The sequence below is a fragment of the Stenotrophomonas sp. NY11291 genome (assembly GCF_023277365.1).
GTDB classification, from domain to species: Bacteria; Pseudomonadota; Gammaproteobacteria; order Xanthomonadales; family Xanthomonadaceae; genus Stenotrophomonas; species Stenotrophomonas geniculata.
The window spans coordinates 3,531,056-3,543,219 of record NZ_CP096975.1; the positions used below are offsets into that span (position 1 = coordinate 3,531,056).

The 12,164-nt window shown below is 67.1% G+C and carries 9 protein-coding genes; 4 read left to right on the forward strand and 5 right to left on the reverse strand.

The genetic code is table 11. The features are described from left to right. Positions 1-21: 21 nt before the first annotated feature. Positions 22-1,308 carry a HAMP domain-containing sensor histidine kinase gene (locus M1L61_RS16545; protein ID WP_049435291.1) on the reverse strand — a complete coding sequence of 429 codons (1,287 nt, stop codon included), beginning with the start codon at positions 1,306-1,308 and terminating at the stop codon, positions 22-24. Beyond that, positions 1,295-2,008 (reverse strand): response regulator transcription factor, encoded by a 714-nt coding sequence (locus tag M1L61_RS16550; protein WP_019338645.1) that lies wholly within the window; start codon positions 2,006-2,008, stop codon positions 1,295-1,297. The genes M1L61_RS16545 and M1L61_RS16550 overlap by 14 nt, the downstream gene beginning before the upstream one ends. Before the next feature lie 130 nt (positions 2,009-2,138). Between M1L61_RS16550 and M1L61_RS16555 the strand changes: the two genes are divergently transcribed. From M1L61_RS16555 to M1L61_RS16570, 4 genes are all read left to right on the forward strand, one after another. Beyond that, entirely contained in the window at positions 2,139-3,842 is a 1,704-nt protein-coding gene (locus M1L61_RS16555) for a glycosyltransferase family 39 protein (protein ID WP_197577275.1), read from the forward strand. 111 nt (positions 3,843-3,953) lie between these two features. Continuing rightward, positions 3,954-4,721, forward strand: a complete 768-nt coding sequence (locus tag M1L61_RS16560) for a phosphatase PAP2 family protein (protein ID WP_248853791.1) — start codon at positions 3,954-3,956, stop codon at positions 4,719-4,721. Next, positions 4,718-6,367 carry a phosphoethanolamine--lipid A transferase gene (locus tag M1L61_RS16565; protein WP_248853792.1) on the forward strand — a complete coding sequence of 550 codons (1,650 nt, stop codon included), beginning with the start codon at positions 4,718-4,720 and terminating at the stop codon, positions 6,365-6,367. Before M1L61_RS16560 ends, M1L61_RS16565 begins: the two co-directional genes overlap by 4 nt. A 682-nt stretch (positions 6,368-7,049) precedes the next feature. After that, on the forward strand, positions 7,050-9,014 hold the full coding sequence (locus M1L61_RS16570) for a M2 family metallopeptidase (RefSeq protein WP_100446380.1): 1,965 nt from the start codon (positions 7,050-7,052) through the stop codon (positions 9,012-9,014). A gap of 127 nt (positions 9,015-9,141) precedes the next feature. On the opposite strand, the gene M1L61_RS16575 is transcribed toward M1L61_RS16570, so the two are convergent. The 3 genes from M1L61_RS16575 to M1L61_RS16585 form a co-directional block, all read right to left on the reverse strand. Next, positions 9,142-9,534: a hypothetical protein gene (locus M1L61_RS16575; protein WP_248853793.1), complete on the reverse strand. Its 393-nt coding sequence runs from the start codon at positions 9,532-9,534 to the stop codon at positions 9,142-9,144. Between the two features lie 83 nt (positions 9,535-9,617). Then, a complete protein-coding gene (locus M1L61_RS16580) occupies positions 9,618-10,514 on the reverse strand; it encodes a siderophore-interacting protein (protein WP_248853794.1) in 897 nt (298 codons plus the stop codon). Positions 10,515-10,655: 141 nt separating this feature from the next. Next, a complete protein-coding gene (locus M1L61_RS16585) occupies positions 10,656-11,882 on the reverse strand; it encodes a multidrug effflux MFS transporter (RefSeq protein WP_010482798.1) in 1,227 nt (408 codons plus the stop codon). Between the last annotated feature and the right edge of the window lie 282 nt (positions 11,883-12,164).

Sequence of the window (12,164 nt, forward strand, 5' to 3'; positions counted from 1 at the left end):
GCATCTACCAGGACGGCCGGATCAGCCCGGTCGCGAGGCACTGAAATCGAGCGTGACACGCGTGCCACGCGGCTCGCAGGGCTGCAGCTGCAGGGTCCAGCCCAGGTGCTCGCAGAGCCGCGCGATCAGATCCAGCCCGATGCCGCCGCCACGATCGGCGCGCTCGCCACGGGCCATCCGCGCGTGGATGGCCGCGATCTCCTCCGGGCTCATGCCATGCCCGGGGTCCTGCAGGGTCAGCACCGCCGACGAACTCAGCCGCAATTCGATGTGGCCACGGCCACTGTTCTCGATGGCGTTGCGCAGCAGGTTGCCGATCGCCGCCTGCACCACTGCCAGCGGCGCGACGATGTCCACCGGCGCAGCCTGGATGCCGATGCTCAGGTCCTTGTCGCCCAACAGATGGCGATGGTCGTCGACGATCTCCGGCAGCAGCTGGTCCAGCGCGATGCGCTCGGCACGCGCCGCCAGTCGTGCCGGATCACGCGCCAGCACCAGCAGCAGTTCGATCAGCTGCTCCACGCTCTGCGCGGTGCGCAGTACCCGCTGCATCTGCTGGCGCGCACGCTCGGGCAGGCCCGGTTGCTCCAGCGCCAGTTCGGCGGCACCGGTCATCACCGCGATCGGCGTGCGCAGTTCATGGCTGGCGGTGCTGATGAACACCCGCTCGCGTTCGACGAACTGTTCGTTGCGGTCCAGGTAATCGTTCAGTGCACCGGCAATCGTGTGCAGCTCGGAGCTGCCACGCGGGTCGACCTCTATGCGCTGCCCCTGCGCACCGGGCCGCAGATCGGCGATGCGCTGCGCCAGCAGGCTCAACGGTCGCACCATCCGCTCCATGCCGAAGGACGCCATCAGCACGGTGACGAAGATCATGATCACGCCCGCCAGCATCACCCAGCGCGTGGCGAACTGCTCCAGATCGTGGAAGTCGGAGATATCCAGCGCCAGCGCGACCCGCCCCATCGATTCGGTCTCGCGCACCATCACCGCCGTCTCGCGGCCCTTCACCATCACCCCGTCATGCAGCCCGGGATGCAGGGTACGCAGGCTGTCGGGCAGGTTGACCGCGTCGAAGCGGTAGAGGCTGAGCGTGTCCGAATCCTGCCAGCGGTAGTGCGGCTCGTGTTCGACATGTTCGACGATGCTGTCCAGTTCGGAATTGAGCAGCGCGCGCCAGGCAGCGTGCTCGGCATGCTCATGCACGTAATTGCCGACGCTGAACACCGCCAGCGAAAGCAGCGCCAGGTAGCCCAGCAACCACCACAGCACGCGCCGGTACAGCGGCCCGGGCTTACGCGCCTTCATCAGTATCCTTGCCAGCGTCGCTGCCGGTGGTCACGGCCAGCCGATAACCCACCCGCGGCAGGGTGTGGATCAGCTTCTCGGCAAACGGGCCGTCAACGCTGCGACGCAACTCGTAGACATGCGAGCGCAGCAGGTCACCATCCGGCGGCTCGTCGCCCCACAGGGCGAACTCCAGCTGCTGTCGTGTCACCGCACCCGGGCTGGCCCGCATCAGCACTTCCAGCAGTTTGCGGCAGGCCGGGTACAGGTGCAGCACCTGGCCCTCACGCTGGGCCTCCAGCGTCGCCAGATCCAGCACCAGGTCGCCCACCTGCAGGCGCTTGCGCGGGTTGCGGCCCTGCGCACGCAGCAGCAGCGCTTCCAGCCGCACCTCCAGCTCGGGCAGCGCGAACGGCTTGGTCAGGTAGTCGTCGGCACCGGCGCGGAAGCCGGCGATCTTGTCCGGCAGTTCATCACGCGCGGTCAACATGATCACCGGCACCTCGGACGCGTGCTCGGCGCGCAGCCGGCGCAGCACTTCCGGCCCCTCCATGCGCGGCAGCATCCAGTCCAGGATCACCGCGTCGTAGAGATGGCTTCCGGCCAGGTGCAGACCGGTGATGCCATCCGGGGCCACGTCCAGCACATGCCCGCGCGACTCGAAATAGTCGAACAGGTTGGCCACCAGCTGGCGGTTGTCCTCGATCACCAACAGACGCATGCACGAAACATCCACAGAAGTTCGTACCATGGTAGCGCCGCCCATGTCGGAATGCGGTCGTCCCGCCCCCTTCTGACGCTTTTCCCACCCCCGCCACCTCAGAATGGCCGTTTTGCTCCCGGAGCCTGCCGTGCCCGTAGCCCTGCCCCGCCGTTGGCGCCTGCCCCTGTTGTGGCTGCTGATCATTGCTGCATTGGCAGCGGGCATCGGCCTTCGGCAGCCGCAGCCGCCGGACGAGCCGCGCTTCGTGCTGGCCGCGAGGACCATGGTCGAGAGCGGGCAATGGCTGCTGCCGCATCGTGGCAGCGAGCTGTATGCCGAGAAACCACCGGTGTTCATGTGGCTGCAGGCGGCCGCTTACGAGGTGGTCGGCAGCTGGCAGTGGTCGTTCCTGCTGCCGTCATTGCTGGGCGCCCTGCTGAGCCTGTGGCTGGTGTCGGATCTGGCACGGCGGCTGTGGTCACCGCGGCATTCCATCTATGCCCTCGCGGCGCTGTTCTGCACCCTGCAGTTCGGGCTGATGGCCAAGCGTGCGCAGATCGACATGGTGCTGGTGGGAATGACCACCGTGGCCGTGTGGGGCTTGATGCGGCACCTGTGCGAACGTCGCAACCTGCCCGCGCTGTGGCTGGCCGGTTTCGCCGCAGGCGTCGGCACGGTGACCAAGGGCGTGGGTTTCCTGCCGTTGCTGATGGTGCTGCCCTGGTTCGGCTGGTGGCTGTACCAGCGCCGTCGCGGGTACCGCGTGGAGGGTCCGCACCCGGCAACGCTTCTGTGGCTGATCCCGGCGTTCCTGCTGGGCGTGGGCGTGTGGCTGGCGCCGCTGGGCTGGGCCCTGCTGCACACGCCCAGCGCCGAACTGCAGGCCTACGCGCATGAGCTGCTGTTCAAGCAGACCGGTACCCGTTATGCCAATGCCTGGCACCACCGGCAGCCGGCCTGGTACTACCTGCAGGTGATCCTGACCCTATGGCTGCCGGGCAGCCTGCTGCTGCCGATGCTGTTCAAGCCCTGGTGGCGCCGTATCCGCCGTGGCGACCGTCGCCAATGGCTGCTGCTGGGCTGGGCGGTGCTGGTACTGGTGTTCTTCAGTGCCAGCCCGGGCAAGCGCGAGGTGTATCTGTTGCCGATGCTGCCGGCAATGGCACTGGCCGTGGCACCGCTGCTGCCCGGCCTGTTGCGCCGCCTGTGCGTGCGCCGCTACCTGTTCGGCTACAGCGTGGTGCTGATGCTGGCCACCGGCGTGCTCGGCGTGATGCTGATGACCGAGCACCCGTGGGCGTTGGCGCAACTGGAACGCCGCGCCATGCCAGATACGCTGCTGCCGGTGCTGGGCGATGGCCTGCTGACCTTCGCCATTGCCCTGGCCACGCTGATCGTGTGGCTGCGGGTACGTCGTGCCGCGACGCTGGTGCTGCTGACCCACGGCATGCTGTGGATGCTCTACGGCCTGGTGCTGATGCCTGCACTGGACCCCTTCGCCTCGGCATCGGCGCTGATGCGCCGGGTCGGCGCGCGGATCGGTCCGGATGCGGAACTGGCGCTGGTGGCCTGGCGCGAGCAGAACCTGCTGCAGGCCGACCGCCCGGTACGCGAGTTCGGCTTCAAGCGCCCATGGGCCGAGCAATGGCATGACGCCGGCCCGTGGCTGGCCGAGGCGCCTGAAAAGCGCTGGCTGCTGGTGCTGGACGACGCGATGAGCCCCTGCGTTGACCCGGCCAAGGTGATCGATATCGGTGTTGCCAACAGGAATCGTTGGCAACTGCTTCCCGGTACCGCATGGAACCCGGACTGCCATGCCGAGCGGACAGGATCGACCGCCGAAGAAGACTGAACGTTGACACCCGCCGGGCAACCATTAACCCAGCACGAACGAGCGTCCGACCCTTCTCCGACATCAAGGTGACGAGCATGACCGCGGATTCCCGAACCGCTCGTTCCCAGCATGCCCGTCCGTCCCCTTGATTCGGTAGCGCCGCTTGCGACATCGCCACTGGCGTCACGATTTGCCGTAACTCACCTCTGGCTGCCTGTCGCAATCGGTCTGCCCGTGTTTACGCTGCTGATGGGATTCGGCGGCGATCAATGGGTGGCCGACCACCTGTTCCGTCTTGAGGGCGGCCATTGGGCGTTGCAGGACGCCTGGGTCACCCGCACGCTGGTGCACAAGGGCGGCAAATGGCTGAGCACGGCAGCGGCGCTGGTTGCGATCCTGCTGTGCTTCCACCACTGGCGGAAGGGTCGCGATCGCACCCTGCGGTGGGCGCTGCTTTATGTCGTAATTGCCATGGCTCTGGGCACGGGTGTGATCTCCCTGCTGAAGTCGCTGGTGCCGATGGAATGCCCCTGGGACCTGCTGCGCTACGGCGGCCACCAGCCTTTCATCGGGCTTTTCACGGCGCGCCCCGCAGGCATGGCCGCGCAGGCCTGCTTCCCGGCGGGCCACGCCAGCGCGGGGTATGCATGGTTGTCCCTGTACTTTTTTGCCTTGCTGTGGCGCCCTTCATGGCGCTGGGCCGGGCTGTGGATCGGCCTCGGCACCGGCCAGGTATTCGGCATCAGCCAGCAGCTGCGGGGCGCCCATTTCCTTTCGCATGACGTTGCCACTGCGTTGATATGTTGGCTGCTTTCGCTGGGCCTGTATCTGATCGTCAAACGCGTCCTGACACGCCGTCAGCTGGACCGTCCCAACCGCCAGGAGGCAAACGCATGAGTGCATCGGTCCAACGCCCCGCCCGCCTCCCCGCGCTTGCGGGTCTTCGCAACTGGCGGCCGCAGCTTTCCACCGAAGCACTGATCGCGCTGACCAGCCTGTTCTTTGCGGTGGCCGGCAACGGCCTGTTCTGGCACAGCGCGATGGCCAGCCATCCGGGCAGCCTGCGCTACGGGCTTTCGCTGCTGCTGTTGCTGCTGGGTGCACACGGCGTGCTGCTGGGCATCCTGGTCTGGCGCTGGAATGCCAAGGTGGTGATCAGCCTGTTGCTGCTGGTGACAGCGTTTGCTGCGCACTACATGAGCCGCTACCACATCTACCTGGATGCGGACATGCTGCGCAACGTGCTGGCGACCGACCCCAAGGAAAGCCGCGAGCTGATGACCGTGTCGCTGCTGTGGCCGGTGCTGTTGCTGGCCATCCTGCCGATGGTCGTGCTGTGGCGCGTGCAGCTGCGCCGCCGCAGCTGGGGCCGCAGCCTGCTGTGGCGCCTCGGCTTCCTGGTCGTGGCAGCGGTGACCGCCGTTGGCGGTGCGCTGATCTCGTTCCAGGATGTCTCCGCACTGATGCGCAACCAGCGTGAAGTGCGTTACCTCGCCACCCCGGCCAACGTGCTGCTGGGCCTGCCGCGTGCACTGCGTGGCGACAACCCGGTGCAACGCGCGCCGAAGCTGCCGATCGGCACCGACGCCAAGGCCACGCCGCGCGCTGCGGCCAGCAAGCCACGCCTGCTGGTGATCGTGATGGGCGAGACCGTGCGCGCGCAGAACTGGGGCCTCAACGGTGGCCGCAACACCACCCCGGAACTGGCCCAGGCACCGGTGATCAACTTCCCCGACATGCACTCCTGCGGCACCAGCACCGAAGTGTCGCTGCCATGCCTGTTCTCGCCGTGGGGACGCCACGACTACGACGAGAAGAAGATCCGTGCACACCAGTCGCTGCTGCATGTGCTGGACCGTGCCGGCATCGCACCGCTGTGGCGTGACAACCAGTCCGGTTGCAAGGGCGTATGCGAAGGCCTGGAGTTCCAGTCGCTGTCCGATGCGACCACCCCGGGCCTGTGCGCCGACGGCCGCTGCATGGACGAGATCCTGCTGCAGGACCTGGCCACCCAGGTGCGTGCCAAGCCCGGCGACCGCGTGGTGGTGCTGCACCAGCTGGGCAACCATGGCCCGGCCTATTTCGAGCGCTATCCGGCCGCCTTCGCCCGCTTCAAGCCAACCTGCGATACCCGTGACATCGGCCGCTGCTCGCGCGAAGAGATCACCAACAGCTACGACAACGCCGTGCTGTACACCGATCACTTCCTGAGCAAGACCATCGGTACGCTGCAGGGCATGCAGGACTACGACACGGCGATGATCTACCTGTCCGACCACGGCGAGTCACTGGGCGAGAAGGGCCTGTTCCTGCACGGCGTGCCTTACGCCATCGCCCCGGCCGAGCAGACCCGGGTGCCGATGACGATGTGGTTCTCGCCGGGCTTCGCCAGCAGCCGCGGGCTGGACCTGCAATGCGTGCGCAGGCGTTCGGCGGCCTATACCGACCACGACAACCTGTTCCCGTCGGTGCTGGGCCTGATGCAGGTGAAGACGGCGCTGTACGAGCGCGATCGCGACGTGTTCGCCAACTGCGAAGGTTGAGGGTGGTTTGGCAGGGCTTGCAGCCCTGCACCTGCAGAGGCAACGTCAACCGCAACGGCTGAAGCAACAGCAGAAGCGGGTTTCCTGAGGGTAGGCGGGGTGGGTCCGGTGGCGGGAGACGCCGTAAACCCGTCCATGGGGGCTTGGCCGCGGCATCCATGCCGCGGACACTCCCGCCACCGGACCCACCCCGCCTTCGACAGTTTTCCGCGCTCTGTTGGACATGCCGATGGGGTCGGATCCGTTTTCCGTAGGAAAACGGATCCGACCCCATTTTGATTGTCGATATCTGACAGATGTGTCGACCAAGGTCGACACCTACCGACAGCACACGGAATCTGTCGGAGGTGGGGCGGTGTCGGAGTCCGGGGTGTCAGCCGCATGGGCCCGAGGCATGCCTCGGGCGGGTTGGGCAGGACGCCCAACCCCGGTCTTGCCGTGTGCGCAGGAAAGCGCACACGAGCAAGCGGCTGCCAAGCCTACACGGACGTACTTGCGGCGTCCCCGCATTCCGACACCGCCCCGCCAAGCCACGGATAGTCCGCTGTTGCTGTTGCTTCGGCTTTGCCGTTGCTCGAAGGCCTCTGCGGGTGCCGGGCGCCGCCCGGCCGACTTCCGCCACTTGCGGTGGCAGCGACGGCCCACTAGCCTTCGGCCGTCGTTCACCACCCAAGGACCGCCCGTGAAACACCGTCATCTCCTGCTGGCCTCGGCAGTCGCCGTCGCCACGCTGGCCCTGGCCGCCTGCAAGAAGGAAGCTGCCCCAGGCACCGATACCGCCAGCAGCAGCGCCCCGGCCGGCGAAACCGCCGACCAGTTCGTGGCCCGCATCAATGCCGAATTCAAGGCCGCCTACCCGGAGATGACCTCGGCACAGTGGCTGTCCTCCACCTACATCAACAGTGATTCGGAACGCATCGCGGCCAAGGCCAACGAGCGCTCGCTGACCCAGCTCAACAGCTGGATCGAGCAGGCCGCCAAGTTCGATGGCAAGCCGATGAGCGAGGACAGCAAGCGCGCGATCCACCTGCTGAAACTGATGTCCTCGATGCCGGCGCCACGCGATCCGGCCAAGCTGGCCGAGCTGACCCAGATCGCCACCCGCATGGAAGGCAGCTACGGTGCCGGCAAGTACTGCACCGACGCCAACGATCCCAACTCCTGCCGCCAGCTGGGCGAGCTGGAACAGGTGCTGGCACGCAGCCGCGATTACGACAAGCAGCTCGACGCCTGGCAGGGCTGGCACAGCACCACCAAGAGCATGCGCGGCGACTACCAGAAGTTCGTCGGCCTGGTGAACGAAGGTGCCAAGGGCATGGGCTTCACCGATGCCGGCCAGATGTGGCGCAGCGGCTACGACATGCCGCCGGAGCAGATCGGCCCGGAAACCGATCGCCTGTGGGAACAGGTCAAGCCGATGTACGAGCAGCTGCACTGCTACGCACGCGGCAAGCTGGACAAGACCTACGGCAAGGACAAGGCCGAAGTGGGCAACGGCCTGATCGCCGCGCACCTGCTCGGCAACATGTGGCAGCAGGACTGGTCGAACCTGTGGGACCAGCTGGAACCCTACCCCGGCGCTGGCAGCCTGGACATCACCGCGGCGCTGGAAAAGCAGTACCAGACCAACCTGAGCGCGGCGCTGGCCAAGGCCGGCAAGGACGCCAACGTGGCCGCCCAGTACAAGGCGCAGCGTGAGGCCGAACTGCGTACCGCCAAGCAGATGACCGAGCGCGCGCAGGACTTCTACGTGTCGCTTGGCATGCCGTCGCTGCCGCAGTCCTATTGGGAAAAGACCCAGTTCATCAAGCCTGACGACCGCGACGTGGTCTGCCACGCCAGCGCCTGGGACATGAACATGGAAGGCGACGTGCGCACCAAGATGTGCATCAAGCCGAACGAAGAGAACTTCACCACCATCTACCACGAGCTGGGCCACATCTATTACGACCTGGCCTACAACCCGCTGCCGCCGCTGTTCCAGGGCGGTGCCAACGATGGCTTCCATGAAGCAATCGGCGACACCATCGTGCTGGCGATGACGCCCAAGTACCTCAGCTCGATCGGCTTGGTCGATGCGCCGACCGAAAGCCGCGAGGCGGTCATCAACAACCAGATGCGCATGGCGCTGTCGGGCGTGTCGTTCCTGCCGTTCGGGCTGATGATCGACCGTTGGCGCTGGGGCGTGTTCGATGGCTCGATCACCGCCGACAACTACAACAAGGCGTGGTGGGACCTGAAAGCCAAGTACCAGGGCGTGGCGCCGGCCGCCACCCGTGGCGAAGAGTTCTTCGATCCGGGCGCGAAGTACCACGTGCCGGGCAACACCCCGTACACCCGCTACTTCCTGGCGCGCATCCTGCAGTTCCAGTTCTACAAGGGCCTGTGCGACGCGTCCGGCTACAAGGGCCCGCTGCATGAGTGCACCTTCTACGGCAACAAGGAAGCCGGCCAGAAGTACTGGGCGATGCTGAGCAAGGGTGCCAGCCAGCCGTGGCAGGCCACGCTGAAGGAACTGACCGGTACCGACAAGCTCGATGCCGGCCCGATGATCGAGTACTTCACCCCGGTCAACGAGTGGCTGAAGCAGCAGAACGAAGGCCAGATGTGCGGCTGGCAGGCCAACGCGGCCCCGGCAGCAAAATGAGAAAAGGGGCGGGTCCGCGAGGATCCGCCCCTTCTCCGTGTTGTAGAGCCGAGCCATGCTCGGCTGCGTTTCCACCGTGCTGCGCACGGCAAGCCGAGCACGGCTCGGCTCTACAGATTGGGCGCGATCAGCTGTTCTTCTTCGCCGCCATCGCCGCGGCCAGCTCGGCCTTGAATTCCTCGAAGGTCTGGCCTTTCTCCTGCGCTTCGGCCTGTGCGGCATCGCGCAGTGCATCGGAGTACATCAGGCGCACCGGCGTGCCATTGCGCTCGTGCAGCTCACCGGCCTGCATGATCAGCGCCAGCACCTGCGCAGCGCTCTCGCTGTGGCCCGCGATGCGGCCGCCCATGCCCAGCACCCATTCGCCGTCGCGGCGCACGACACCGGCCAGCAGGGTGCGCTGAGCATCGCGCAGTTCGGCATGCGGTTCCACCGGCGACGCCTGCGCGGCGGCCTTGTTGGCGGCCTGCTTTTCCTGGCGACGGCGCTGGTCGCGGCGGGTCTTGGAACTGGTGGACATGGTGCGGTACCGCTGCGAAGGGGGGCGCAAGGATAGCGCACCCCGCCCGCAGCGCTGCTTCACGCGTGCTCGATCCAGTCAGGTCAGTCCAGCACCTTGCCATGCCGCCAGTAGCCCATGAAGGTGATCGCGCGGCGGTCCAGCCCGCAATCGCGCACCAGGTGGCGGCGGATCGCCATCACCGCCCCCGCCTCACCCGCCACCCAGGCATACAGCGGACCGGCCACGCGGGTATCAGCTTGCTCCCAGAGGATCTGCGTATCGACGTCGATCTCCTCCAGCGCATCGCCGGCAGCCACGCTCGAGGTCGCTGCCAACCGCGCCTGGACCGCCTGCAGCAACGGCTGTCCGTAGGCGGCCTGCCCGCGCGGCAGCCAGACCAGCTCGGCGCTGGAGGGCGCCTTCAGGTGCACCGCATCACCGGCCTGCGCCACCTCCAGCAGCGCCAGCGTGCGCGGTGGGTCGACCATGGCCGCCAGTTCCTCAAGAATTCCGGCCACCGCCGGCAGCGCGGTTTCATCCGCCACCAGCAGCACCTGGCCGACTCCCGCCGGCGGTTTCCATTCCCAGCCTTCGCTGCTGTCGGCACAGTCGGCATCGGGGGCCAGCAGCACTACGCGGTCGCCCGGTCGCGCGTGGATGGCCCAGCGCGAGGCCGGCCCGGTCTCGCCATGAAGCACGAAATCAACGTCGACCTCGCCCTGCTCGGCGCGCAGGTGGCGGATGGTGTAGGTGCGCATGGGCGCGCGCTGGTCGTCCGGCAGCGCCCGGTAGCGCGGATACCAGTCTTCGCCGCTGGGCACCTGCGGCACGTCCTGGCCGGACAAGGGGAAGAACACCTTGATGCGCTGGTCCGGGCCTTCGGTCTTCATCCGCGCCACGTCGGCACCAGTGAACACCATGCGGTCCAGGGAAGGGGAGAGAACGCGGCGCTCCTTCAGCGCCACCTCGAACAGGCGATAGGTCTGCTGCGCAGCCATGGGGGAACCTCATGCAACGACATCGGATCGGCTGGCTGTCGTGCATCCACGCACCGGCTGGCTGGAGTCCCTAGCCTAGTCCGGTCGTTCCTCGCCGCAAGCGTTACGGGCATCGCGGCCTGCCCTACCCCTGCGCGCTGCTCAATGGCCCGTGCAGGCTGCCTGCGCCGCGCGTTCACGCTGGTGTTCCCAGTACCAGAAAACGAATCCGGCGCCGAAGAACGCGGCCTGGCCCAGCGCCAGGTGCAGCGGGCTGGCACTGAGCAGCGGCGACACCACGCCGGCCACCACGGTGCTGATCATCAGCTGCACGAAGGCCTGCAGCGACGAGGCCAGGCCGCGCTGGTGCGGGTACATGTCCAGCACCGCCAAGGCCAGGATCGGGAAGATCAGGGCCATGCCCATGCCGCCCAGGAAGATCGGCAGCACCGCCCACGGCAGCACGAACTGCGGCGACAGCGCCACGTAGCCGACATTCAGCAGCGCCGACAGCGCGCACAGGCTGAAACCGATGGCGACCTGGCGTGTGGGCGTGGTGTGCCCGGCCATGCGCCCGGACAGGAACGAGCCGGTGGTCATGCCACCGATGGTGGGGATGAACAACCAGGCGAAACCGCCCTCGCCCAGGTGCAGGTGCTGCATCACGAACACCGGTGCCGAGGAGATGTACAGGAAGATGCCGCCGAAACCGATGCTGCCGGCCAGCGCCAGGCGCAGGAAGCGCGGGTTGAAGCCGATGCGCACGTAGTCACGCAGCAGCACGCGCGGCGACAGCGGCACCCGTGCCTCGACCGCATGGGTTTCCGGCAGGAAGCGCGCGGTGGCCGCCAACAGCACCAGCCCGAACACCACCAGGAACCAGAAGATCAGCGGCCAGCCGGCGCCACTGAGCAGGATCCAGCCACCGATGATCGGTGCGATGGCCGGAGCGATGCCGAACAGCATCGACACCTGGCTCATCAGCCGCTGGGCATCGTGGCCGTGGTACAGGTCGCGGATCACCGCGCGGCCGACGATCATGCCGACACCCGCCGACAGGCCCTGCAGCGCGCGGAACGCCAGCAGCGTGGACAGGTCGGTGGACAGCGCGCAGCCGACCGAGGCGCCGACGAACACCACCAGGCCGCCCAGGATCACCCGCTTGCGGCCCCAGGCATCGGACAGCGGGCCGTGCGCCAGGCTCATCAGGCCATAGAACAGCAGGTACACGCTGATGGTCTGCTGCACCGCCACCTCGTCCACCGCCAGGCGCTGGGCCAGCTGCGGGAACGCCGGGAAGATGGTGTCGATCGAGAACGGGCCGAACATGGCCAGGCCGGCAAGCAGCAGGGCCATGCGGCGGGTGGAAGGGGCAACAGCGGCGGTCATGGAGGAAGCGTCCGGCAGGGCCATGCGGGGCACGCACGGCGGGCGCCGGTCCCGCAACAACGGGGACGGCGCCAGATGAATTCGGGTATCCGCCCATCATAGGTGGGGATTGCGCCTGATGCCATGCAGCACTGCACAAAACGCACGGCCGGGCCATCGGCCATTCAGGCGCGGCGGCACCGACCGGCGGCCGCTGGCCGGGCCCGCAACGGGCTATAATCGGCGGGCAACACGGTGGGAGAAGCGGAACACCGCTGCCGAAGGCGCAACGCCCGTAATCGC